Origin of the sequence: Rhizobium johnstonii 3841 (assembly GCF_000009265.1) — a bacterium.
Classification (GTDB): domain Bacteria; phylum Pseudomonadota; class Alphaproteobacteria; order Rhizobiales; family Rhizobiaceae; genus Rhizobium; species Rhizobium acaciae.
On the sequence record NC_008380.1, the window covers coordinates 421,904 to 446,717 of the forward strand.

Below are 24,814 nucleotides of genomic sequence, written 5' to 3' on the forward strand. Positions count from 1 at the left end.
ATCTCAGGCCTTCACGCTTTCCTTGAGCGCCTTCACGAGGTCGGTGCGCTCCCAGGAGAACGAACCGTCGCGGCCGGCCTTGCGGCCGAAATGGCCGTAAGCGGAGGTCTTGGCATAGATCGGCTTGTTGAGGTCGAGATGGCGGCGGATACCGGTCGGCGAAAGGTCCATGTTCTTGCGGATAGCCGCTTCGATCTGATCCTCGGTGACCTTGCCGGTGCCGTGCAGGTCGACATAGATCGACAGCGGCTGGGCGACGCCGATCGCGTAGGAGATCTGGATCGTGCAGCGGTCGGCAAGACCGGCGGCGACGACGTTCTTGGCAAGATAGCGGGCGGCATAGGCGGCCGAACGGTCGACCTTCGTCGTGTCCTTGCCGGAGAATGCGCCGCCGCCATGCGGAGCGGCGCCGCCGTAGGTGTCGACGATGATCTTGCGGCCGGTGAGGCCCGCATCGCCGTCCGGTCCGCCGATCACGAACTTGCCGGTCGGGTTGATGTACCACTTGCAATCGTCGGCGATCTTCAGCTCGCCGAGCGCTTCGCGGATATAGGGCTCGACGACGGCGCGGACCTTCTTCGAATCCCAGCTCTCGTCGAGATGTTGGGTCGAAAGCACGATCGAGGTTGCTTCCGACGGCTTGCCGTCGACGTAACGCACGGTCACCTGGCTCTTGGCGTCGGGGCCGAGCTTGGCGACTTCGCCGTCGCCCTTCTTGCGGGCAACTGCGAGCAGCTGCAGGATCTTGTGGGAATAATAGATCGGGGCCGGCATCAGGTCCGGCGTTTCGCGGCAGGCATAACCGAACATGATGCCCTGGTCGCCGGCGCCCTCGTCGCCCTGCTGGTCGGCGGCGCTGTCGACGCCCTGCGCGATGTCGGCCGACTGCGAATGCAAGAGCACGTCGATCTTTGCCTTCTTCCAGTGGAAGCCATCCTGTTCGTAGCCGATATCCTTGATGGCGCGGCGGGCGGCAGCCTTGAACTTCGAAGGATTGATGACGTCCTTGCCATCCTTGTCCTTCTTCATCAGGCTCGGCGGCAGGCGGACCTCGCCGGCGATGACGACGCGGTTGGTCGTCGCCAGCGTTTCGCAGGCAATGCGCACGCCCCACGGATTGACGCCGGTCTTGGCCGCTTCGCGGTAGACCAGATCGACGATCTCGTCGGAGATGCGGTCACAGACCTTGTCCGGATGACCTTCGGCAACAGACTCGCTGGTAAAGAGATAATTCGCGCGCATTTCGGGATTCCCCTCAAAGAATAAAAGCCAGCTAGTAGGTACTCAGTTCGAGGGCCGATGACAAGCGCAGAAGGACATAAATATATCTTTATATCTGCGGCAAAGTGACAAATTTTGCCCCAAAAACGCAAAAAAGGCGGCCTTTCGACCGCCTTTCGAATTCTGCGCTGGTCTTGGTTCAGTCGGCGTCGGCTTCAGCGGCCAGGGCTTTCACCAGCTCCACGACCTTGCGGCGAACCTTGGGATCGGAAATCTTGACGAAGGCGCGATTGAGCTGCAGTCCTTCCGAGGACGACAGGAAATCGACGACGTAATTCGAGCTGGAGGCTTCCATGCCGCCGCCGGCACTGGAATGTTCGCCGGGCGCGTCCTCGAAGAAAAACGACACCGGAACATTGAGGATGTTCGAGATGTTCTGCAGGCGGCTTGCGCCGACGCGGTTGGTGCCCTTTTCGTATTTCTGGATCTGCTGGAAGGTGATGCCAAGGCTTTCGCCAAGCTTTTCCTGGCTCATGCCCAGCATCGTACGGCGGAGGCGAATACGGCTGCCAACATGGATGTCGATCGGATTCGGCTTCTTCTTGTTTTCAATCATGGTCGTGCCCTAGCTAAGAATTTCAACCTGTTTCTAACCGGCATGCCCCTGATCCATCCCAAAACGCCACGTTGCAAGCGGTGAGGAACCCACCTGCAAACATACGTTAAGAACGCCGATTGACATCACTATGCAATTTTAGGGGTTTTTGGTCAATTCAACCCGGAAATAAAACCTCTGCGAGAAATTAGCGCAATCAAAATCAGCAGCACCTCGGTCAACCAGAAGTATGTTTGTCGGGGAAATGTCGTTCCGACTCCATCGCTGATGCTATCGAGCGTTGCATCGACGAAGCCGGTTTCTCCAAGATCGAGGCCCGCAATAATTTCCCCATGCGCATTCACCAGCGCTGAAATGCCGCTATTGGCGTCGCGAATCAGCGGCAGGCCGGTTTCAACAGCCCGTACCCGCGCCTGCTGGAAATGCTGGTAGGGGCCGGGCGTCACGCCAAACCAAGCGTCATTGGTGATATTGAGGATTGCGTTGGCGTCTTTTATGTCACCGGTCATTTCGCCGGGAAAAATGATCTCGTAACAGATCAGCGGATAGAGATTGAGCCCGCCGGGCAGCGCCAGCAGGTGCCGGCTTGCCGCGGCCGAAAAGCCGCCCGGAATCTCGACGACGTTCTGGATGCCGAATTCGGTGAGCACGTCCTCGAAGGGCAGATACTCGCCGAAGGGCACCAGATGCACCTTGTCGGAGGCGGCGATGATCTGGCCGCGGCCATCGATCACGTAGATGGAATTATAGTAGCGCGGCGGCGTGCCTGGCCCCATCTCCTCGGCGCGTACGGCGCCGGCGATCAGGATCTGATCGTCGTCGAGCGTATCGGCAATCCGCGTCAGCGCATCCTGATTGTCGGTCAGGATGAAGGGGATCGACGTTTCCGGCCAGACGATGATATCGGGCTTGCGCCCGCCATTCTTCGGCGCTTCGGCCGACAGCTTCAGATGCGTCTCGAAGATCGCGGCGCGGTCGACGTCGTTATCCATTTTCTCTGTCTGGTCGATCGCCGGCTGCACCAGCCGCACCACCGGCCGCTTGTCCTCAGGCAATGTGTCCGGTCGTGGCGCGAGATGGAGAGCATAGGCGCCATAACCGAGATGGGCGGCAAAGAAGAGGGCGGCGAGCGCGATGCCCGTCCGTGCCCCTTGCCGCGTCCCGGCAAGGGCAGGCGCAGAAAAGACGAAGACGGCGAGGGCCGTCACGCCCATCGCCCCGATCACATGCGCCGACTGCATCATCAGCGGAACCGGCATGATGCCGTAGCCGATGGCGTTCCAGGGAAAGCCGGTGAGGATCACGCTTCGAAGCCATTCCATCAGCCCGAAGCCTGCCGCAAGCGCGGCGATCCGCCCCATGCCATCAGACCAGACGATGCGGGCAAGGGCGGCCGCCAGGCCGTAGAAGATCGCAAGACAGGCCGGCAGCCCGAAAATTGCCAGCGGCAGCGCCCAGGCGAATTCCTCTTGATCGACCAGCAGCGCATGGCCGAGCCACCAGAGGCCGGCGACGAAATAGCCGAAACCGAACAGCCAACCGGTGGCAAACGCCGGCCACAGCCTGCCGATCAGGCCGCTTTCAGGCGAAGCAGCCGCCCCGTCGATCAGCCAGACGAGCAGGGTGAAGGAAACGAACATCGCCGCGAAAAAGCCGATAGGCGGCAGCGCCAGAACCGCGAATGCCCCGGCTGCGATAGCCAGCAGCGACCGTTTGAAACCCCAGACGAGGATAACCCTGTCCGCAAGCCGCTCCATGCGCACTCCCATCAAACCGCGAATCAACCCATTCGCAGTCTTTCAAAAAAGCGGCTCTTTGTCCCGTCAGTTGGGTCCTGTCAGTTGGCGGTCGATTTCGCCGGCCGATCGTCGCCGGTCTCGGAGCCGGGAGCGGCGTCGCCGTCCGCCTTCGCGCGGCGGCGGATCGCGTGGCGCTTGCGGGTGATGCGCAGCCGCTTGATGCGGCGCGGATCGGCGTCGAGAATGTGGAATTCGAAGCCCGGCAGCGCCTGGACGACCTCGCCGCGCACCGGGATGCGGCCGAGTGCGGAGAAGATCAGGCCGCCCAGCGTATCGACCTCGTCGACCTGCTCGCTGATGTCGAAATCCGGCCCGATCGCTTGGGCGATCTCTTCCAGCTCGACGCGGGCGTCGGCGATGAACATGTCCTCGGCGACGCGCTTGAACATCACCTCTTCGTCGTCATGTTCGTCGTCGATGTCGCCGACCACCATTTCGACGATGTCTTCATGCGAGGCAAGCCCGTCGGTGCCGCCATATTCGTCGATGACGAGCGCCATCTGTGTGCGGTTCACCTGCATCCGTCGCAACAGGTCTGACGCCAGCATTGACGGCGGCACGAACAGGATCTTGCGGATGATACCGGCCTCGGCCAGCGTCTTTTGCAGGTCGACGCGGGCGAGGTCGAAATTCTGCTTGGCCGAACGCGCGGTCTTCTGGATGTTTTCGGGTGCAACCTCGATCGCCGGCACGACGGTGGTCGGTTTTGTCGGACCGCGGCGCTTGTTGCGGGCCTGCTTGGCGACATAGGAGAGCAGGTCGCGGATATGCACCATGCCGCGCGGATCGTCGAGCGTATCGGCATAGACAGGCATGCGTGAGCGGCCGGATTCCTCAAAGAGGATCATCAGTTCGCCGATGGTGATGTTCTGGTCGACCGCCTCGATATCGGCGCGCGGCACCATCACGTCGGCGACGCGGACCTCGCGAAAGCGCAGGATGTTGTTGAGCATCGCCCGTTCGTCGGGCGAAAAGGCGTCGTCGCCGGCCGCATCGGTCATCAGCGCGTCGGCGAGATCCTCGCGCAGTCGCGAGCCCTGCTGCGGGCGAAGGATGCGCGCGGCGCGCGACCAGAAGGATTGCGATCGGCCAGAGGGCCGACTACTACTGCCTGCCTCGTCCGAAGAGGAGGATGGCTCGGAGTCCTTGGCGTCTGCCGCCGGCTTCGTCGTAAAGTCGCTCATGGTTCCATTTTAAGGTCTTGACCCTCGTAGGGATCAGATAGGCCGAGCTGCGCCAAAATGCGAGTCTCCAACCCCTCCATAATTTCGGCTTCGGCACTATTCATATGGTCGTAGCCGAGAAGATGCAAGAAACCGTGCACCAGAAGATGGGTCAGGTGGTCGTCGAAACTCTTTTCGAGCTCGGCCGCTTCCCGCTCCAGCGTCTCCCGGGCGATGATGATGTCGCCGAGCATCGGGCCGGGCATCTTGCCGGGCTGAACCGGAAAGGCCGGAAAGGAGAGCACGTTGGTCGCCTTGTCCTTGCCGCGCCACTCGGCGTTGATGTCCTGGATCGAGGCGTCGTCGGTGAAAACAAGCGAAACCTCGGGCGCCATCGTCGGGAAGGGCTGCTTCTCGCTGTCGCGGAGATAAACCGCGGCGGCACCGAGCACACGTTCGCAAAACGACAGCAGCGTCTCCTCGCCGGGCCAGCCGATGTCCTCGACGCTGATCTGGATGTCGAGTTCGGCCATTAGCCCTGCCGGCTGACGTCTTCGGCGACGGCATAGGTGGAATCATAGGCCCTGACGATGCGCCCGACCAGCGGGTGGCGGACGACGTCGGTATCCGTGAAGCGCACGATCGAGATGCCTTCGACGCCGTTCAGAAGCTGCAAGGCCTCGACGAGGCCGGATTTGACGCCGCGCGGCAGGTCGATCTGGCTCGGGTCGCCGGTGACGATCATGCGCGCATTTTCGCCGAGACGCGTCAGGAACATCTTCATCTGCATCGACGTCGTGTTCTGCGCTTCGTCGAGGATGATGGCGGCATTGGCGAGCGTGCGGCCGCGCATGAAGGCGAGCGGCGCGATTTCGATGACGCCGGCAGTGATCGCCCGGTCGACCTTGTCGGCAGGGATCATGTCGTAGAGCGCATCATAGAGCGGGCGAAGATAGGGATCGACCTTTTCCTTCATGTCCCCGGGCAGGAAGCCGAGGCGCTCGCCGGCCTCGACGGCCGGGCGCGACAGGATGATCTTTTCGACAGCGCCGCGCTCCAAGAGCTGGGCGGCATGGGCAACGGCGAGATAGGTCTTGCCGGTGCCGGCCGGGCCGACACCGAAGACAAGCTCGGCGCGTTCCAGCGCCCTGATATAGGCGTCCTGGGTTGGCGTACGGGCGATGATCGTCTTCTTGCGGGTGGAAACCTGCGCCATCGTCAGCTTGGCCTTGCGCTCCATGGTCGGCAGGCTGAGCTGATCGTCGGCGGCGACCGCCATGCGGATTGCACCCTCGACGTCGGATCGTTCCACGCTGCCGCCTTTCTGAAGTTTTTCATAGAGATAGTCGAGCGTGCGCCGCGCCTGGTTGGTGGTCACGATATCGCCGGTGATGACGACCGAATTGCCGCGTGCCCGCGCATCGATGTTCAGCCGTTGCTCGAGCAGCTTGAGGTTTTGGTCGAATTGACCAAAGAGCTCGCTGGCGAACCGGTTGTTCTCGAACGTCAGGACGAAGTGATTGGTATCGCTCGGCGTGCGGGGGTGGCGCGGTGAAGAAGAAACCAATTCTTGTCCGTTCAAGCGGTCAGGCTCCTTGGGTTAGACCGCAGCCTCTGCGTGTTCGGCAAACAGGCTGTTTGTTCCGGTCCCTGTGATTCGCACTTTAATAATGTCACCGATTTGCGATGCTTTTGCATCAACATTCACTGATTGAAGCCAGGGAGAACGTCCGATTAGTTGTTCCGGCATGCGACCGGGCTTTTCGAGCAACAGGTCGATCTCTTTGCCGACGCAAGATTCGGCAAATTCCTGCTGCTGCTTCAGAAGAAGCATTTGCAGGCGTTCCAGCCGTTCTGCCTTGATCTCTTCCGGCACCTGGTCCTTCAGTTCCGCGCCGGGCGTGCCCGGCCGTGTCGAGTATTTGAACGAGAAGGCCTGTGCATAACGGACCTCCTCCACAAGTCTCAATGTATCCTTAAAATCCTCATCTGTCTCCCCCGGAAAGCCGGTGATGAAATCGCCCGACAGCGCAATGTCGGGCCGCACCGTGCGAATGCGCTCGATCAGCGCCAGATATTCGGCCGCCGTGTGGCGCCGGTTCATCGCTTTCAGGATGCGGTCGGAGCCCGATTGCACCGGCAGGTGCAGATAAGGCATCAGTGCGCTGAGGTCGCGATGGGCATTGATCAGCCGGTCGTCCATGTCGCGCGGATGGCTTGTGGTATAGCGCAGCCGCGCAAGGCCGGGGATCTCGGCCAGCCGGTAGAGCAGGTCGCCGAGGCTCCATGCCTCGCCTTGGCTCCCGGCGCCGTGCCAGGCGTTGACATTCTGCCCGAGCAGGGTGATTTCGCGCACCCCGCTGTCGGCGAGCTTTTCGGCTTCCTCGACGATCTGGGAAACCGAACGCGACACTTCCGAGCCGCGTGTATAGGGCACGACGCAGAAGGTGCAGAATTTGTCGCAGCCTTCCTGCACCGTCAGGAAGGCGGTGACGCCGCGGGCGCGGATCCTTCGGCTCTCGGCGATCGGCAGATGCTCGAACTTGTCCTCGATCGCATATTCGGTGTCGACGACGCGCTGGCCTTGTTTGGCCCGGCGCAACGCCTCCGGCAGGCGGTGGTAGGTCTGCGGGCCGATGACGACGTCGACGGCGGGTGCACGGCGCAGGATCTCTTCGCCTTCGGCCTGGGCGACGCAGCCGGCAACGCCGATCATCATCTCCCGTCCGTCCGCCGCCTTCTTCTTTTTCATCTCGCGCAGCCGCCCGAGCGCCGAATAGACCTTCTCGGCCGCCTTCTCGCGGATATGGCAGGTGTTGAGGAGAACGAGGTCCGCCACTTCCATATCTTCCGTCGGCTCATAGCCGTCGCGGGCGAGCGCATCGCTCATGCGCATGGAATCGTAGACGTTCATCTGACAGCCATAGGTCTTGATGAAGACCTTGCGGCTGTTGCTGCCGTCGCGGAGGCTCTCGCTGGGAATTGCCTCGGGGGCCTGGAGAAGGGCGCTGTCCTGTGTCATGGCGCGCTATTTAGTGGTTTTTGCCGCCGGAGAAAATCGAAATCTTCTTCTAGAACCTTTCCTGGTCAGATTGCAGCATTCTGTTGGCTCAAACGGAGTCGAATGCTCGACCGGCCGGCGCGCGTCGTAGCCCGGCTCTACGGCCAAGCCGGCCGATCGAGCAGGCGGCCCGTTTCAGCCAACCCTCCCGCAGATTTGCCTGGCAAATCTGCAAGACTTTAGAATCGCCGGACGCACCTATTGCTTCGCATGGCGAAGCAGTGCGGCCGGTGGGCCGGGCATCTTTCCGCCAGGATCAGAGGCGATCGACTCGGACGTACCAAGAGGTATGCCCGTCGCCAATCGCCTCTGCCCTGACAAAAACCTGCTCCGGCAGAATGCTGCAATCTGACCAGGAAAGGCTCTAAGAGATTTCCCGCCCGCGCAGGCGGCTGTTCAGGAGGTTGCGGATGCGCAAGGAGATCGTTGCGCTCACCTCCTTGCGGCTGGTCTCGGCGCGGTAATCCACCGCCTCGCCGAAGGAAACCTCGGCGTCGATGGCGCCGCAGCGCACGATGTCGAGGAGGTGCGGCAGCAGCTCGATATCACCCGGCCAGGCGGCGAGCGGCCGGTGATAACGCCCCATGGCGATGCCGTGAACCCTGGTATAGGCAACCGCCACCGGCTGCACCACGACCGTTCCCGTCGGCGAATAAGGCACGGCCATCGCGGCGGCACCGAATAGCGAGGACTTGACCTCCAGCAGCCGGTTGCCATCCGAGGTCGTGCCCTCGGGGAAGAGCACGACGATCTCACCGTCGGCCATTCGCCCGGCGATCTCATTTGCCTGATGACCGGTCTTGCGCCGCTCCTCGCGCACGACGAAGACGCTCTTCTGCAGCTTGGCGAGCGTGCCGAAGATCGGCCATTCGCGCACCTCGATCTTGGCGATGAAGACGACGTCGGCAACGGCCGACATCACCATGATATCCAGCCAGGAGGAATGGTTGGAACAGAGCATCAGCGGCCGGCGATCTTCCAGCTTGCCGCTCACGCGGACGCGGATGCCGAGGCAATAGCAGACGATCCGGTGCCAAGCGCGCGGAAGCCGGCGCCGCAGCCGCCAGTCGAACCGCAGCGCCAATACCTGCAGCGGCATGAGCACGATGCTGACGGCAAGGATGACGACCGCGGCGAAGGCGATGCGCAGCCAGGCGATCAAATGCTGGTCTCCCGGGCTGCCATTGCTTCAGAGATCTTCTTTCTTCAGCGGAACGCCGTAGAGCTCGAGGCGGTGGTCGACCAGCCGGAAGCCGTGCTCGCGGGCGATGCGCTCCTGCAGCGCCTCGATCTCCGGCGAGCGGAATTCGATGACCGTGCCGGTCTTCAAGTCGATGAGATGGTCGTGATGCTCTTCCGGCACCGTTTCGTAGCGCGAGCGCCCGTCGCGGAAGTCGTGCCGGGCGATGATGCCGGCATCCTCGAACAGTTTCACGGTGCGATAGACGGTCGAGATCGAGATCTTCGCATCGACTTTCACCGAGCGCCGGTAGAGTTCTTCGACGTCGGGATGGTCTTCCGAATCTTCCAGGATGCGCGCGATCACGCGGCGCTGCTCGGTCATGCGCATGCCGCGTTCGGTGCAAAGCTCCTCAAGGGTCTTGGCTACATCAGTCATCGCCGGCCTATAGAGATATTCGTGTTTCGACAACGCCGCACGGCATTTGCGCCGGCCTGCATGTTATCTCGCTGCCAGGGAACTACCGAAGAACGCGCTTCATGACAAGCGCCGTGGAGAGGGCGCCGTTTTCTTGTTTGTAGTAACCCTGACGTTCGCCGACCTTTTCGAAGCCGAGCTTGCGGTAGAGGCCAAGCGCTGCGGTATTGCCGTTGTCGACCTCGAGAAACATGCTCTCGCCGCCGCGCGAGCGCGCTTCCCGCATCGCCGCCTGCATCAGCCGCCAGCCTAGCCCGGCACGGGCGACCTTCGCCTGCACCGCAATCGTCAGGATCTCCGCCTCGCCGGCGACATGGCGGGCGAGGATGAACCCCGGAAGCGGCTTTTTCAGGATGGCATTGGTCTGGCGCGCGACGAAGCCGAAGACGGTATCTTGCATCAGCAGGCCGTGAAATTCACCGTCGCCCCAGGGCCGGGCGAAGCGCTCGCCGTGCAGGACGGCGACATCGCGGCAATCCTCGCGCTCCATGGCGATGATCTCGAATTCCGGTTTCAGCGTCAGATAGGCTTCCAGCATCGTCATACTCGTCGCGCAATCGCGTACCCGGCCTGCGGCTTGGCATCGGGTCCGCGCAGATAAAGGGGCTTCGGCTTTCCGGCATTGGGGGAGGCGGCAGCGCCCAGGCGCGCCACGACGGAGATCGGGAATCTGTTGGTGTGATCGCCGCCGGCGTCGGCCTTGAGGAGGGACGTCGCCGAACCGGTAATCTCGCCGTCGAAGCCGGCGGCAAAAGCCTGCGCTTCCGCAACGCTGACTGCCCGTGGCGCGTCGAGGGGCGAACCGTCGGCGGCAAAGGACTGGAGGTAGATTTCGTCCCGCTTGGCATCCATCGCCGCCAGCACGGCGCGATGAGGCGTCTTGTCGCGCTGGGCTGATGCCATGACTTCGAGCGTGGTGACGCCGACGGCCGGCACATTGAGGGAAAGCGCAAAACCGCGGGCTGCGGCAACGCCGACGCGGATGCCGGTAAAGGAGCCGGGACCGATGGTGACGGCAAGGCGGTCGATATCCGAAAGGGCCAGTCCCGCCTGATCGAGTGCGCGATCGACGATACCAATCATATGTTCAGCATGGCCCTTGCCGATCATGTCCGATGCCTCCCCCAGCACCGTATCCCTGCCGCTGTCATAGACGGCGGCAGCGCAGTCCACACCTGCCGTGTCGAGCGCCAGAATGATCATGCCATCAATTTCCGAATAAACCAGTGTCGCCTATCGATAAATCCGTTCGGCCGAACCTGAGATGAACGGCGGGACGAATTCAGGATTTTTAAGCGGCAATCACTTCCTGCACTTCCGGAACGAAATGGCGCAGCAGGTTCTGGACGCCGTGCTTCAGCGTTGCCGTCGAAGACGGGCAGCCGGCGCAGGAACCCTTCATGTTCAGATAGACCTTGCCATCCTTGAAGCCGCGGAAGGTGATGTCGCCGCCATCCTGGGCAACGGCCGGGCGCACGCGGGTCTCCAGAAGCTCCTTGATGGTCAGCACGATCGATTCATCGCCTTCGTCGAAGAATTCGTCGTCGGCATCTGCGTCTTCGGAGAGGATGGAGGCATCGCCCATGACCGGCTTGCCGGACATGAAGTGCTCCATGATCGAGCCTAATATAGCCGGCTTAAGATGCTGCCAGTCGGCATTGTCCTTGGAGACGGAAATGAAATCATAGCCGAAATAGACGCCGGTGACGCCTGATATTTCGAACAGGCGGGCAGCAAGCGGCGAGGCTTGAGCCTCCTCAGTGCTGCGGAACTCGGCCGTGCCGTTTTCCATCACCACCTTGCCCGGCAGGAACTTCTGCGTAGCGGGGTTCGGCGTGGCTTCGGTCTGAATGAACATCTGATTCTCCATGCGGCCGGCCCATGGTTTCGGCCGTCTTTAGAATGCTTCAAAAGAAGATAAGCCGATTGACGGCTCTAATCAAGAGACTTGTACTCAAGAAATGCTAGAACAGGATGATTTCATGCCTGTTCGGCCTAAGATCTGAATCCTGTTCTAAATTAGATAGTTAGAGCATGATTTCGTCCGAAAACCGCTCACAGTTTTCGGCATCATGCTTTAGCAGAGAGCATCGATTTCCTCGTTGGTCAGCGTATCCGGCAGCACGGTGACCGGGATCGGAAACGCCGCTGCGCGACCGGCGACCGAGGAGACCAGCGGCCCTGGACCTTCCTTTGCCGAACCGGCGGCCAGAACCAGGATCGCCACATCGCGGTCTTCCTCGATCACGGCGTTGATCTGTTCGGCAGCACCGCCCTCGCGGATGACGACCTCAGGCTCGATGCCGATGGTCTCGCGCACGATCTGGGCGATCTTGGCAACCACCGCCTCGGCCTCTTCACGCGCTTCGGCCCGCATGATCTCTTCGACGCCGAGCCATTGCTGGAAATCCCCGTCGGGGATCACGTAGAGCAGCACCAGCCCGCCATTGGAATTTTTCGCGCGCCGGCCGGCATAATGAACGGCGCGTTGGCATTCGGGTGTACCGTCGATTACCGCCATGAATTTGCGGCGGTGACCTTCGAGCCGTGAGAGTCGCTTTGATACCATGGCGCGGACTCTGACACCCGAAGCGGAAAATTTGCAAGCCCAGTTTTTGCCCTGATGCCCCGGAAGAAATACTCTTCTCCCCAGGGGAAGATTCTCTTCTCCCCACGACAGGGAAAAGGGGAGATCTATCTCAATAAAGGAAGCCGATGACGTCGCGCACCTGGCGCATCGTCACCTCGGCGCGGGCCCTTGCACGTTCGCCGCCCTTGCGCAGGATCGCGTCGATATGGCTGGTATCGTCCATCAGCCGGCGCATTTCGCCGGTGATCGGCGCGAGCACGTTGATTGCCAGGTCGACCAGCGCCGGCTTAAAGACGGAGAATTGCTGGCCGCCGAATTCGGCAAGCACGTCCGCCTTCGACTTGTCGGCGAGTGCGGCATAGATTGCCACGAGATTGTCGGCTTCCGGACGGCCCTGCAGCCCGTCGATCTCGCTCGGCAAGCCGTCAGGGTCGGTCTTGGCCTTGCGGATCTTCTTCGAGATCGCGTCCTCATCGTCCATCAGGTTGATGCGCGAGAGATCGGAAGGGTCCGACTTCGACATTTTCTTGGTGCCGTCGCGCAGCGACATGACGCGCGGCGCCGGCCCGCCGATCAACGGCTCGACCATCGGGAAATAGGCATGCACCGGCTCGTTGCCGACGGTGATGTCGACGCCGTAGCCGGTCCTGCTGATATGCTCGGCATAGTCGAGGTTGAACTTCATCGCGATGTCGCGGGCAAGCTCCAGATGCTGCTTCTGGTCCTCACCAACAGGCACATGGGTGGCGCGATAGACGAGAATGTCGGCGGCCATCAGGCTCGGATAGGCGTAGAGCCCGAGCGAGGCCTGCTCGCGGTCCTTGCCGGCCTTGTCCTTGAACTGGGTCATCCGGTTCATCCAGCCGATGCGGGCGACGCAGTTGAAGATCCAGGCGAGTTCGGCATGCTGCGGCACGGCCGACTGATTGAAGACGATATGCTTTTCCGGATCGATGCCGGCGGCGATGAAGGCGGCGGCGATCGAGCGCGTCTGGCTCGGCATGTCCTCATGCACGAGCTGGGCGGTGAGCGCATGCATGTCGACGACGCAGTAGATGCAGTCATTGCCTTCCTGCAGCGCCACGAAGCGGCGGATCGCGCCGAGATAATTGCCGAGATGCAGATTGCCGGTCGGCTGCACGCCGGAGAATACGAGTTTCTTGAATTCGTTCATGTCGTCCTCAATAGGCTGGTGGAGGGCCCACGCTGTCACAGTTTGAATTGCTGCAGAATGCAGCAGGGCTTTGCGCCCATGTTGTTAACGCCGCGGCTTATGCACGGGCAACCGGTCGCAATCAAGGGGTTCAGGCGGCAGTGTGCTGGATCAGATCGAAAGTGTTGCCGTAGGGATCCGCAAACACCGCCACTGTGCCGTAAACCTCGTGACGCGGCTCTTCCAGAAAACGCACGCCGACTGCCAGCATCGCGGCATGGTCGCGGGCGAAATTGTCGGTCTTCAGAAAGAAGCCGACACGCCCGCCGGTCTGATTGCCGATGGCCGCGCGCTGCGTCTCGTCTGCCGCCTGCGCGAGCAGAAAGGCGGCTCCATCCTCACCCCTCGGCTTCACCACTACCCAGCGCTTGCCCTCCGGCTGCAGCTCGTCCTGAAGGCACTCGAAACCAAGCCCATCGCAATAAAAAGCCTTGGCGCGGTCGTAATCGTCGACCACGAGGGTGACGAGGAAAAGAGACTGGATCACCATGTGCTGCCTCGCGTTTGAGATGTTTATTCCAGTTGTGAGTGGCAATTCCCCTGATTTTAAGCCGAATTGATCAACCGCCTTACTCATAATTGAGTATAAAATTTCACAAAAAAGCTTTTTTTGAACCGAAAATCCTGCGCGTGTTGCCGGCGCCGTTGGGGTCGCTGGATAGCCGATCGGAGCGACCATGCAGAACGCAATTTTGCTCGCCATGGCAGGCCTTTTCGCCTTTCAATCAGCAACGGGTGCCGTCGGTCAAGACATGAAAAGGCATGCCGCTCATCTTCCAAAATATCAGGCACGTCTCGCCTACACGGTCCAGACCGTCAGCGTTCGTGCCGGCTGCTTTCCAGGGCGCCTGCGAGCGGTCCTGTCGCATATTGCTGCAAAGACCGGCCGACGCCCTGTGATAACCTCGGGCCACAGGCCGCATCCCCGCCGCCATGGCTCCCTGCATGGAAAATGTCTGGCGGCCGATTTCAGGATGCCCGGCCTGTCGGAGCGCACCATCATGGCTGCCGCAAGAAGCGCGCCGGGCATCGGCGGCATCGGCAGCTATTGCAACGGCATCATTCATGTCGACGTCGGACCGCAGCGACGATGGGTGGATTGCTGAAGCAATACCAGGAAAATGCGACCTCACCCGTCCTTTGCCGGCGCCGGCTTGCGGTTCAGATTGCGTCGGATCATGCTGAGGTTTGCCCCGCCGACCAGGAAAGCGGCGGCGAAATAGATCAGCATGGCGATCGCAATCAGCAACCCGAGGGTGCCGATCTTGGTGAGAAGCGGCGCGCCGGAAGCAAGCGACGGCGCCCAATATTGCTTGAGGAAGACGATGGCCGCACCCATGACGGCCGCAGCGACGATCAGCAAAGCGGTGCGCTTTGCCAGCGCCCATTCCCATGTCAGGTGGCCACGGCGCAAAAGCGTGGCAAATAGCAGTACAGTGCTGATCCAGCCGGCGGTGGCTTCGGCAACGGCGATGCCGGGCGCGCCCATATAGGGAAAGAGGGTCAGCGCCGTGGCGCAGTTGGTCGCAACCGCGATGGCCGAAAAACGCATCGGCGTCTTGGTGTCTTCGCGGGCATAGAAGCCGGGCTGCAGCGCCTTGATCAGCACGAAAGCCGGCAGGCCGATGCCGTAAATCGCCAGGATCGAGCCGACGACGGCGGTGTTTTCCTGATGGAAGGCGCCGCGCTCGTAGAGAACGCGGATGATCTCGTCGGAGAGGATCCAGAGCGCGAAAGCGGCGGGGATTGTCAGGAACAGCACGAATTCGATCGAGCGGTTCTGCAGGTTTCCGGCCTCGCGCAGGTTGCCGCCCTTCAGCGCCCGGGCCAGTTCCGGCAGAAGCACGACGCCGACGGCGACGCCGACGACGCCGAGCGGCAACTGATAGATGCGGTCGGCATATTGCAGCGCTGCGATCGCGCCGTCGCGGGACGACGCGATCGCCTGGCCGATCAACTGGTTGATCTGGGTGATGCCGCCCGTCACCGCAGCCGGCACCGCCAGGATCAGCAGCCGCTTGACGTTCGGCGTCATCTTCGGGAAACGGAAGCCGATGCTCATGCCGGCCGCAAGCACGCCGGCATAGACGACGGCAAGCTGCAGGACGCCGGCGGCAAGAACGCCCCAGGAGAGGTACCAGGCGGTCGCCAGCGGATCGGCGCCGGTATAGAGCGCATAAAACAGCGCCCCGATCATCACCACGTTGAGGAAGACGGGCGCGATGGCGGCGGCGAAGAAATGATGCAGCGAATTCAGCATGCCGCTCATCATCGCCGTCAGCGACATGCACATCAGATAGGGAAACATCACGGCCGCCATGCGGATCGTGATCGAGAACTTTTCGGGATCGTCGGCAAAGCCCGGCGCGATGACGAAGCGCACCAAGAGCGGCATGGCAAGCTCCATCACGATGGTGATGAGCAGCAGCACCGAAAACAGCACGCCGAAGACTTCTTCCGAAAAGCGCTTGGCGCCATCCGTGCCGTTCGCCTCGATCTCCTTGGCAAAGAGCGGCACGAAGGCGGCGTTGAAGGCGCCTTCGGCAAACAGCCGGCGGAAGAGATTCGGAAAGCGGAAGGCGGCGTAGAAGACGTCGGCCATCGGTCCGGTGCCGAGGGCCGCAGCCATCAGCGTTTCACGGGCGAAGCCGAAGATGCGGCTGCCGAGGGTGGCGCCGCCGACGGTCGCGAATTTCTTGACGAGGCTCATGCGTTTGGGCTCATGCGTTTGGGCTCATGCGTGGGGGCTCATGCGTTCAGGCTCATATGGGGGAACCGGCCTTCTTTTCGCTGGCGGGCGGGGTCCGGGCGGTGGCGGCGGGTGCGATGATGCCGGAGGGCATGCGCTCGCGCAGCTCGTCTTCTTCCTCGGCCATGACGGCCTTCATCCGGGCGGTGATGTTGGCGCGCTTGCTGTCGCCGGAAATTTTCTGGCCGACCAGATCGGTGACGTAGAAGGTGTCGATCACCTTCTCGCCGAAGGTGGTGATGCGGGCCGACTGGATGTCGAGCGACAGATCGGACAGGACGGCGGTGATCTCCGACAGCAGTCCCGGCCGGTCGAGGCATTCGACTTCGATGACCGTGAACTTGTTCGACAGGCTGTTGGTGATGTTGACCGACGGCGGAATGACGAAGGCCTTGCTCTTCTTGCGATTGCGCGCGCGCGTGGCGATGACCTCGGGCAGCCGCTTGCGGCCGGACAGCACGTCCTCGATCATCCGTCCGATCGTCGCAGCCCGGCGCAGTTCGTCGGCATCGTCGGTAAATTCGCGGCTGACATGGATCGTGTCGAGCGCCCGTCCGTCCGACGTCGTGAAGATCTGGGCATCGACGATGTTGGCACCGGCCGCAGCACAAGCGCCGGCAATGACGGCGAGCAGCCGTGGATGGTCGGGCGACAGCACGGTGATCTCGGTGATCGCATGGAAACTGTCGGTGCGCACCATGGTGGCGAGCGCCTGGCCCGCTTTATCCGCCTGACGGATGAAATGGGCGTGGCGGATCTGGTCTTCCAGCGGCACGGAAAGCAGATAGGGCTGGTAGTGCAGCTTGGTATAGGTATTGCGGTCCTTCTGGCTCCAGTCGGCGAGCGCCGAATGCAGCGCCTCGGCGGCGGCATTGGCGCGTTCCTTGCGGGAGACCTCCGAAAAGCCGCCGGCGAGCAGCAGCTCGGTTTCATAATAGAGCGTGCGCAGAAGCTGTCCCTTCCAGCCGTTCCAGACGCCGGGACCGACGGCGCGGATATCGCAGATCGTCAGGATCAACAGCATCTTCAGCCGGTCGAGCGACTGCACGCGGTCGGCGAAATCGGTGATGGTCTTGCGGTCGGTGAGGTCGCGGGTCTGCGCCACCATCGACATGGTCAGATGTTCCTCGATCAGCCAGACGACGATCTCAGTCTGCTTCTGCGACAGGCCGAAGCGGACGCAAAGCTTGCGGGCGACGCGGGCGCCGGCGATCGAATGATCCTCCTGCCGGCCCTTGGCGATGTCGTGGAGGAGCACTGCGACATAAAGCGCCTCGCGGTCCTCGATGCCGGGCATCAGCTTGTTGGCGAGCGGATGCAGATCCTCGGCGCGGCCCTTGTCGATCTCGGAGAGAATGTCGACGGTGCGGATCAGATGTTCGTCGACCGTATAGTGGTGATACATGTTGAACTGCATCATCGCGACGATCTTGCCGAATTCGGGGATGAAGCGGCCGAGCACGCCGGCCTCGTTCATCCGGCGAAGGATTAGCGCCGGATCCCGCTTCGACGTCAGGATCGACATGAACAGCCGGTTCGCCTCGTCGTTTTCCCGCAAGGCGTTGTCGATCAAAGCGAGGGAACGGGTGACGCGTTTCAGCGCGTCCGGATGGAATTCCAGCCCGTTGATGTCGGCGACGTGGAAGAGCCGGATGATGTTGACCGGATCACGCTTGAAGACTTCGGGGTCGGCCAGCGCAATGCGGCCGCGGTCTTCGACGAATTCGACGCTGCCGGCGATCTTGCGGTTGCGGTGGGTGAAGCGGCTGATGACCCCGGTCAGGCCCGGGATCGACTTCGCCTGCTGGTCTTCAAGCGCAGCACAGAGGATGCGCGTGAGATCGCCGACATCCTTGGCAACGAGGAAATAGTGCTTCATGAAGCGCTCGACGGCCGAAAGGCCCGGGCGGGTGTGATAGCCGAAGGCTTCGGCGATCTCGCGCTGGATATCGAAGGACAGGCGCTCCTCGGCCTTGCCGGTCAGGAAGTGCATGTGGCAGCGCACCGCCCAGAGAAAATCGTCGGCTTTCTCAAGCAGGCGGTATTCGTGCTTGGAGAGCACGCCGAGTTTGACCAGCTCCGCCTGGTCGCGCACGTGATAATAATATTTCGAGATCCAGAACAGCGTGTGCAGGTCGCGAAGCCCGCCCTTGCCTTCCTTGACATTCGGTTCGACGAGATAACGCGTGTCGCCCGCCTTGCGGTGGCGCTCATCGCGCTCGGCAAGCTTGGCGGCGATGAATTCGGGACCGGTACCGGTGACGATCTCCTTGTCGAAGCGGGTCTCGAGCTCGGTTTCCAGCCGCTGCAGGCCGCAGATGTAGCGCATCTCCAGGATGGCGGTGCGGATCGTCATGTCGGACTTGGAAAGCGCGATGCATTCCTCCACCGTGCGGGTGGCGTGGCCGACCTTGAAGCCCATGTCCCAGAGCACGTAGAGCATGAATTCGACCGCCTTGTGCGTCTCTTCGGCCGGCCTCGGCAGGAAGAGGAACAGCAGGTCGATATCGGAGCCCGGCGCTAGCGTGTCGCGGCCGTAGCCGCCGACGGCGGTGACCGCGAACTTGTCCTTCTGCTGCGGAAAGATATGGGCGGTGGCGAAATTGTAGAGGACGGTGGTGATCTGGTCCTGCAGCCAGGAAATCCGGTAGGCGCAGTTGAGCCCGCCGCCGTCGGCCATCAGTGCCTCGCGCGCCTTCTGCCGGCCTTCGGTGCTCGCCTTCTTCAGCACCGCCAGAAGATCGGCGCGCAGGACGTCGGGCCGGTTCCGGTTGGCCTCGGCAACGGCGTCACACTGCTTCTGCAAGAGCTCGACGTCGAGGATATTGGTGAAATCGAGGTCGCGCATCGCTGTCGCCGGGGCGGTTTCCTGTTCATGCCGGACTGCCGGTTCACGGCCTGCCGCTTGTTTCGTCTGCATGCGCTATAGCCCCTTTGCCCGGCGATTGACACGGGCCTTCATACTGCAAGAACCTTTAAATTTGGCGAAATGGTGTTGGTTCGCCGCAACAGGCGATGGCGCTTTGACACAAGGCGCCGGCTTTCTCGGAAATTCTCAGGCTTTCCCGAAATGCTCAGCCGGCGGCCCGCGCATTCAGCAAATGCAGCACCTGCCGTGTCTCGCGCATGATCTCCTCAAGCGCCTGCCTGTCGCATTCGCGATAGCCGGCCTTGGCGATCGAGGTTCCGAGCTCCGAGATCACTGCGCAGCAGCGGGTGATTTTCAGCATGCCTATCGGCGACGTCCAGCCGCGCGCATTGCGGTCCTTATCGGCGCGCCGCATCGTATCGAGCATGGAGCAGATGAGCTGGAGGCGCTCGGTTTCGCGAACCAGTTTTTCCATGAACATGGCGCGCCGCTCCTATTTCAGCTTTTTCTTGAGGTCGTAAAGCGCATCCATTGCCTCGCGCGGCGTCATGTCGTCAAGGCTCATCGCCTTCAGCGCCTCCTCGACCTTGGAGGCCCCGCGGGCCGTTTCCTCGCGGCGCACCGCCACCTGGAAGAGCGGCAGGTCGTCGATCAGCTGGCTCGCCGGGTTCTTGCGGTCGGCATCTTCCAGACGGGTGAGTACGTCGCGGGCGCGTGCCACGACCGAGGCCGGAAGCCCGGCAAGGCGCGCGACCTGGATGCCATAGGAGCGGTCAGCCGCACCCGGCCCGACCTCGTGCAGGAAAATGACGTCGCCGTCCCATTCCTTGACGCGCATCGTCGCGTTCGACAGCCGGCCAAGCTTTTCCGAAAGCACGGTCAACTCGTGGAAATGCGTGGCGAAGAGGCCGCGGCAGCGATTGGCCTCATGCAGGTGCTCGACGGCGGCCCAGGCGATCGACAGGCCGTCGAACGTCGCGGTGCCGCGGCCGATCTCGTCGAGGATGACGAGCGAACGGTCGCTTGCCTGGTTGAGGATCGCCGCCGTTTCCACCATCTCGACCATGAAGGTCGAGCGCCCGCGCGCCAGATCGTCGGAGGCGCCGACGCGCGAGAAAAGCCGGTCGACGATGCCGATATGGGCCGATGTCGCCGGCACGAAGGAGCCCATCTGCGCCAGGATTGATATCAGCGCGTTCTGGCGCAGGAAGGTCGACTTACCGCCCATGTTCGGGCCGGTCAGTAGCCAGATCGCCCCGTCCCGGTCGCCGGTCTTCGGCGACAGATCGCAATGATTGGCGACGAAGGGGCCGCCCGCCTGCCGCCGCAGCGCCTGCTCGACGACCGGATGGCGCCCGCTCTCGATGGCAAACATCTTCGAGCCGTCGACCTGCGGGCGGCAATAGGCCTGCTCCTCCGCGAGAAGCGCCAGGCCTGCGGCGACGTCGATGACCGCGAGCGCCCGGGCGCCCGACTTGATCGCCTCGGCTTCCGCAACGACGGCCGCCGTCATCCTGTCGAAGGCTTCGAGTTCGATCGTAAGCGCCTGGTCGGCCGCATTGGCGATGCGGCTTTCGAGATCGGCAAGTTCGGTCGTGGTGAAGCGCATCGCGTTCGCCATCGTCTGGCGGTGGATGAAGCGGGCCTTCGCGTCCGCCGTCTCCGTCATCGGCGAGGCATTGCCGGCGGTGACTTCGATGAAATAGCCGAGGACGTTGTTGTGCTTGATCTTCAGCGACCGGATGCCGGTTTCCTCGGCATATTGCAATTGCAAGCCAGCGATGACGCGACGCGACTGGTCGCGCAGTGCCCGGACCTCGTCGAGCTCGGCGTTGGCGCCGTCGCGCAGGAAGCCGCCATCGCGTTTCAACAGCGGCAATTCTTCGGCAAGCGTTTCGGCAAGCAGCTTTTCCAGGGTCGCGGGAAGGGCCTGCAGCTCGGACAGCGCCTGGCCGAGCTCTTCGGGCAGCACCGCCTTGCCGAGCATCACCGCAACTCCGCCCGCCGCGTCAAGGCCCTGGCGAATCGCTGAGAGATCGCGCGGGCCGCCGCGGTCGAGCGCCAGCCGCGACAGCGCACGCGGCATGTCGGGCACATGTTTCAACGTGTCGCGCAGATTGCCGCAGAGCAAGGGCTCGTCGATCAGGAAGCCGATCGAATCGAGCCGCGCATTGATGCGGGCGGGGTCGGTCAACGGCGACATCAGCCGTTCGGCGAGAAGCCTGGCACCGCCGCCGGTGACGGTGCGGTCGATCGCCTTCAGCAGCGAACCGTTGCGATCGCCAGACAGCGTGCGGGCAAGTTCGAGATTGGCGCGGGTGGCAGGATCGATGAACAGCGTCGAAGCCGCACTTTCCCGCTCCGGCTTTCCAAGCGGCGGCCGCTCGGCGATCTGCGTCTTCTCGACATAGGCGACGGCGGCAGCCGCGGCCGCCAGCTCGGCGCGCGAAAAGGTGCCGAAGCCGTCGAGCGTCGCGACGCCGAAATACCGCGCGATCCGGCCTTCGGCGCTGGCGCTGTCGAAGAGCACGGAAGGCTGCGGCACGGCTGTGCGGCCGAGCACGTCGAAGACCGGCTTGAGTTCGGGATCGTGGAAGATGGTGTCGGGCAGGATGAGTTCGCGCGGATCGATGCGCAGGATATCGGCAAGCAGGCGCGAGGCTTCGGTCTCGGCAAGCCGGAAGACGCCGGTGGAAATATCGATCCAGGCAAGCGCCAGCAAGGCCTCGCCGCTGCCGCGAATGCGGGTCAGCGCCATCAGATAGTTGGATTCCGAGGGCGAAAGCAGCTTTTCCTCGGTGATCGTGCCGGGAGTGACGAGGCGGACGACGTCGCGCCTGACGACGGATTTCGCGCCGCGTTTCTTCGCTTCCGCGGGATCCTCGATCTGCTCGCAGACGGCGACGCGGAAGCCGAGCGAAATCAGCTTCTGTAGATAATCATCGGCCGCATGCACCGGAACGCCGCACATCGGGATATCCTGGCCCATGTGCTGGCCGCGCTTGGTCAGCGTGATCCCGAGCGCGCGTGAGGCTTCCAGCGCATCCTCGAAGAACAGCTCGTAGAAATCGCCCATGCGATAGAACAGAAGCGAATCCGGATTGTTCGCCTTGATCTCGATATATTGCTCCATCATCGGCGTCGCCGAGGCACGGCTTTCCGCCGTGGCAAGCTCGGCAGCCGAAAAGGCTTCATTCCCTGTATCTATTCGTGCGTTCACGGAGGTGGAGTTTTTCCCAAAAAAACAGGTGCCAACCCTATCCGCGCGCCGCTATAGATGACAACAGCATTTGAGGAAGAGCAAAGCGTCGCCCACAGGACGTTGGAGGATTTATGCCCGATATCGATAAGAAGGACCGGCCGGTGACCTCGGTTACCGACCAGGAGGCGCTCGATTTTCACGCAATGGGTCGGCCCGGCAAGCTGGAGATCAACCCGACCAAGCCGATGGCGACGCAGCGCGACCTTTCGCTTGCCTATTCGCCGGGCGTTGCCGTGCCTGTCAAGGCGATCGCCGCCGATCCGCAGACGGCCTATGACTACACGGCCCGCGGCAACATGGTTGCGGTCATTTCCAACGGCACGGCGATCCTCGGCCTCGGCAATCTCGGCGCGCTGGCTTCGAAGCCCGTCATGGAAGGCAAGGCGGTGCTGTTCAAGCGCTTTGCTGACGTCGATTCCATCGATCTCGAGATCGATACGGAAAATGTCGACGAGTTCATCAACTGCGTGCGTTTCCTCGGTCCCTCCTTCGGTGGCATCAACCTCGAGGATATCAAGGCGCCGGATTGTTTCGTCATCGAAAGCCGGCTGCGCGAGCTGATGGACATTCCCGTCTTCCATGACGACCAGCATGGAACGGCGATCATTGCCGCTGCCGGCCTGATCAATGCGCTGGAGCTGACCGGCCGCGACCTGAAGACGACGAAGCTCGTCTGCAACGGTGCGGGTGCTGCGGCGATCGCCTGCGTCGAACTCATCAAGGCGATGGGTTTTGCGCCAGAGAACGTCATCCTCTGCGATACCAAGGGCGTCATCTACCAGGGCCGCACCGAGGGCATGAACCAGTGGAAATCGGCGCATGCGGCAAAGACCGACACGCGCACGCTGGAAGAGGCGATGAAAGGTGCGGACGTCGTTTTCGGCCTGTCGCAGAAGGGCGCGTTTTCGGCCAAGATGATCCGCTCGATGGCGGAGCGGCCGATCATCTTCGCCATGGCCAATCCCGATCCCGAGATCACCCCGGAAGAGGTGGCCCGCATCCGCGACGACGCCATCATGGCGACCGGCCGTTCGGACTATCCGAACCAGGTCAACAACGTCCTCGGCTTTCCCTATATCTTCCGAGGCGCTCTAGATGTGCGCGCCTCCACAATCAACGACGCGATGAAGATTGCCGCCGTCAACGCGCTGGCAAACCTGGCCCGCGAGGACGTGCCCGATGACGTCGTTGCCGCCTATCAGGGCAACCGGCCGCGTTTCGGCTCGCAATACATTATCCCCGTTCCCTTCGATCCGCGCCTGATCTCGGCGATCCCGGTGGCGGTCGCGCAAGCCGCGATCGAAAGCGGCGTCGCCCGCAAGGTCATCACCGACATGGCCGGTTATGCCCGCGAGCTTTCGGCGCGCCGCGATCCGATCGCCTCGACGCTCGCCAGCCTTTACGAGCGCGTCCGCCGCCGTCCGAAGCGCATCGTCTTTGCCGAGGCCGAGGAAGAACAGGTCCTGCGTGCGGCGATGTCCTACGCCAACCAGCAGCTCGGCACCGCCATCCTGCTCGGCCGCGAGGACCTGATCCGGGCGACGGCCGAACGCGCCGGCATCGATCTCAACCGGCCGGGCCTCGAAATCGTCAATGCCCGGCTTTCGACCCGGGTCGAGGCCTATATCGACTATCTCTACGCCCGGCTGCAGCGGCACGGTTATCTCCACCGCGACGCCCAGCGGCTGATCCATAACGACCGCAACCACTTCGCCGCCACCATGGTGGCGCTCGGCGATGCCGACGGCATGGTGACGGGCATCACCCGAAACTATTCGACGGCGCTCGAAGATGTGCGCCGCTGCATCGACGAGAAGCCGGGCCACCGCGTCATCGGTGTGTCGCTGGCGCTCTGCCGCGGCCGCACGGTTTTCGTTGCCGATACGGCGGTGCACGACATGCCGACGGCCGAAGAGCTTGCCGATATCGCCGAAGAGGCCGCCGGTCTGGCGCGGCGCATGGGTTATCCGCCGCGTGTCGCCATGCTGGCCTATTCCACCTTCGGCCATCCCTCGGGCGAACGCTCCGAGCGGGTGCGCGAGGCGGTGAAAATCCTCGACAAGCGCCGCGTCGATTTCGAATATGACGGCGAGATGGCCGCCGACGTCGCTCTGAACCGCAAAGTGATGGAGCAATATCCCTTCTGCCGCCTCTCCGGGCCGGCCAACGTTCTCGTCATGCCGGCTTTCCACTCGGCCTCGATCTCGACCAAGATGCTGCAGGAGCTCGGCGGCTCCACGGTGATCGGCCCGATTCTCGTCGGCCTCGACAAGCCGGTGCAGATCACCTCGATGGGCGCCAAGGACAGCGACATCGTCAACATGGCGGCGATCGCCGCCTACGGGGCGGGTTCGTAACCTCGTCCGGCGTTTCTGAGACGCCTTTTGGTGCCCGGCTGACGTGCGTCGGCCGGGCATTTATCCGGCTTTAGACTGGCGCCGAGGGGTGAATCATCCTGATCGCCAAGGCCTACTAGATCAGGATGATTTTAGGCCCGATCGGCCTAAAATCTGAATCCTGATCTAAATCAAAGAAATAGAGCATGATGTCGTCCGAAAACCGCGCACACTTTTCGGCATCATGCTCTAGCCATTGCCGGCCGATCGTGCTCGGC

Annotated in this window: 21 protein-coding genes; 2 read left to right on the forward strand and 19 right to left on the reverse strand. The window is 62.4% G+C overall.

All coding sequences use genetic code 11. The features are described 5' to 3' along the window. Window positions 1–3 precede the first annotated feature (3 nt). The 15 genes from metK to RL_RS02095 all read right to left on the reverse strand — a co-directional run bounded on the left by metK (window position 4) and on the right by RL_RS02095 (window position 13,810). On the reverse strand, window positions 4–1,242 hold the full coding sequence (gene metK, locus RL_RS02025) for a methionine adenosyltransferase (protein WP_003544852.1): 1,239 nt from the start codon (window positions 1,240–1,242) through the stop codon (window positions 4–6). A gap of 178 nt (window positions 1,243–1,420) precedes the next feature. Continuing rightward, window positions 1,421–1,837, reverse strand: a complete 417-nt coding sequence (locus RL_RS02030; protein WP_003544853.1) for a helix-turn-helix domain-containing protein — start codon at window positions 1,835–1,837, stop codon at window positions 1,421–1,423. A gap of 152 nt (window positions 1,838–1,989) precedes the next feature. Beyond that, on the reverse strand, window positions 1,990–3,594 hold the full coding sequence (gene lnt / locus RL_RS02035) for an apolipoprotein N-acyltransferase (protein ID WP_028740536.1): 1,605 nt from the start codon (window positions 3,592–3,594) through the stop codon (window positions 1,990–1,992). 80 nt (window positions 3,595–3,674) lie between these two features. After that, complete coding sequence (locus RL_RS02040) at window positions 3,675–4,820, reverse strand: hemolysin family protein (RefSeq protein ID WP_011650189.1); 1,146 nt, start codon at window positions 4,818–4,820, stop codon at window positions 3,675–3,677. After that, complete coding sequence (gene ybeY, locus RL_RS02045; protein ID WP_011650190.1) at window positions 4,817–5,332, reverse strand: rRNA maturation RNase YbeY; 516 nt, start codon at window positions 5,330–5,332, stop codon at window positions 4,817–4,819. The genes RL_RS02040 and ybeY overlap by 4 nt, the downstream gene beginning before the upstream one ends. After that, window positions 5,332–6,381: a PhoH family protein gene (locus RL_RS02050; RefSeq protein WP_003544862.1), complete on the reverse strand. Its 1,050-nt coding sequence runs from the start codon at window positions 6,379–6,381 to the stop codon at window positions 5,332–5,334. The genes ybeY and RL_RS02050 overlap by 1 nt, the downstream gene beginning before the upstream one ends. 18 nt (window positions 6,382–6,399) lie before the next feature. Beyond that, entirely contained in the window at window positions 6,400–7,821 is a 1,422-nt protein-coding gene (gene miaB, locus RL_RS02055; RefSeq protein ID WP_011650191.1) for a tRNA (N6-isopentenyl adenosine(37)-C2)-methylthiotransferase MiaB, read from the reverse strand. Window positions 7,822–8,224: 403 nt separating this feature from the next. Then, the gene (locus tag RL_RS02060; protein ID WP_011650192.1) at window positions 8,225–9,022 is read right to left on the reverse strand and encodes a lysophospholipid acyltransferase family protein; all 798 of its coding nucleotides are present in this window, start codon (window positions 9,020–9,022) and stop codon (window positions 8,225–8,227) included. Between the two features lie 27 nt (window positions 9,023–9,049). Beyond that, window positions 9,050–9,478, reverse strand: coding sequence for a Fur family transcriptional regulator (locus RL_RS02065; protein WP_003544875.1), 429 nt, complete (start codon window positions 9,476–9,478; stop codon window positions 9,050–9,052). An 82-nt stretch (window positions 9,479–9,560) separates the two neighbouring features. Further along, on the reverse strand, window positions 9,561–10,061 hold the full coding sequence (locus RL_RS02070) for a GNAT family N-acetyltransferase (protein WP_003556053.1): 501 nt from the start codon (window positions 10,059–10,061) through the stop codon (window positions 9,561–9,563). Next, window positions 10,058–10,720, reverse strand: coding sequence for a tRNA (adenosine(37)-N6)-threonylcarbamoyltransferase complex dimerization subunit type 1 TsaB (gene tsaB, locus RL_RS02075; RefSeq protein ID WP_011650193.1), 663 nt, complete (start codon window positions 10,718–10,720; stop codon window positions 10,058–10,060). The genes RL_RS02070 and tsaB overlap by 4 nt, the downstream gene beginning before the upstream one ends. 88 nt (window positions 10,721–10,808) lie before the next feature. Continuing rightward, window positions 10,809–11,375: a NifU family protein gene (locus RL_RS02080; RefSeq protein ID WP_011650194.1), complete on the reverse strand. Its 567-nt coding sequence runs from the start codon at window positions 11,373–11,375 to the stop codon at window positions 10,809–10,811. Window positions 11,376–11,594: 219 nt separating this feature from the next. Next, window positions 11,595–12,086, reverse strand: coding sequence for a universal stress protein (locus RL_RS02085; protein ID WP_003544884.1), 492 nt, complete (start codon window positions 12,084–12,086; stop codon window positions 11,595–11,597). A gap of 130 nt (window positions 12,087–12,216) precedes the next feature. Continuing rightward, window positions 12,217–13,281, reverse strand: a complete 1,065-nt coding sequence (gene trpS, locus RL_RS02090; RefSeq protein ID WP_011650195.1) for a tryptophan--tRNA ligase — start codon at window positions 13,279–13,281, stop codon at window positions 12,217–12,219. Between the two features lie 130 nt (window positions 13,282–13,411). Continuing rightward, on the reverse strand, window positions 13,412–13,810 hold the full coding sequence (locus tag RL_RS02095; protein WP_041936143.1) for a VOC family protein: 399 nt from the start codon (window positions 13,808–13,810) through the stop codon (window positions 13,412–13,414). Between the two features lie 187 nt (window positions 13,811–13,997). Between RL_RS02095 and RL_RS02100 the strand changes: the two genes are divergently transcribed. Then, window positions 13,998–14,426 carry a YcbK family protein gene (locus RL_RS02100; protein ID WP_028740532.1) on the forward strand — a complete coding sequence of 143 codons (429 nt, stop codon included), beginning with the start codon at window positions 13,998–14,000 and terminating at the stop codon, window positions 14,424–14,426. Window positions 14,427–14,449: 23 nt separating this feature from the next. Here the strand turns inward: RL_RS02100 and murJ are convergent, their stop codons facing one another. From murJ to mutS, 4 genes are all read right to left on the reverse strand, one after another. Then, window positions 14,450–16,030 (reverse strand): murein biosynthesis integral membrane protein MurJ, encoded by a 1,581-nt coding sequence (murJ, locus tag RL_RS02105; protein ID WP_011650197.1) that lies wholly within the window; start codon window positions 16,028–16,030, stop codon window positions 14,450–14,452. Window positions 16,031–16,082: 52 nt separating this feature from the next. Then, window positions 16,083–18,989 (reverse strand): [protein-PII] uridylyltransferase, encoded by a 2,907-nt coding sequence (locus RL_RS02110; RefSeq protein ID WP_011650198.1) that lies wholly within the window; start codon window positions 18,987–18,989, stop codon window positions 16,083–16,085. 154 nt (window positions 18,990–19,143) lie between these two features. Then, a complete protein-coding gene (locus tag RL_RS02115) occupies window positions 19,144–19,419 on the reverse strand; it encodes a hypothetical protein (protein WP_020048201.1) in 276 nt (91 codons plus the stop codon). A 12-nt stretch (window positions 19,420–19,431) separates the two neighbouring features. Then, the gene (gene mutS, locus RL_RS02120) at window positions 19,432–22,158 is read right to left on the reverse strand and encodes a DNA mismatch repair protein MutS (protein ID WP_011650199.1); all 2,727 of its coding nucleotides are present in this window, start codon (window positions 22,156–22,158) and stop codon (window positions 19,432–19,434) included. A gap of 113 nt (window positions 22,159–22,271) precedes the next feature. On the opposite strand from mutS, the gene RL_RS02125 reads away from it, so the two are divergent. Further along, window positions 22,272–24,557: an NADP-dependent malic enzyme gene (locus RL_RS02125; RefSeq protein WP_003544898.1), complete on the forward strand. Its 2,286-nt coding sequence runs from the start codon at window positions 22,272–22,274 to the stop codon at window positions 24,555–24,557. The last annotated feature ends 257 nt before the right edge of the window (window positions 24,558–24,814 follow it).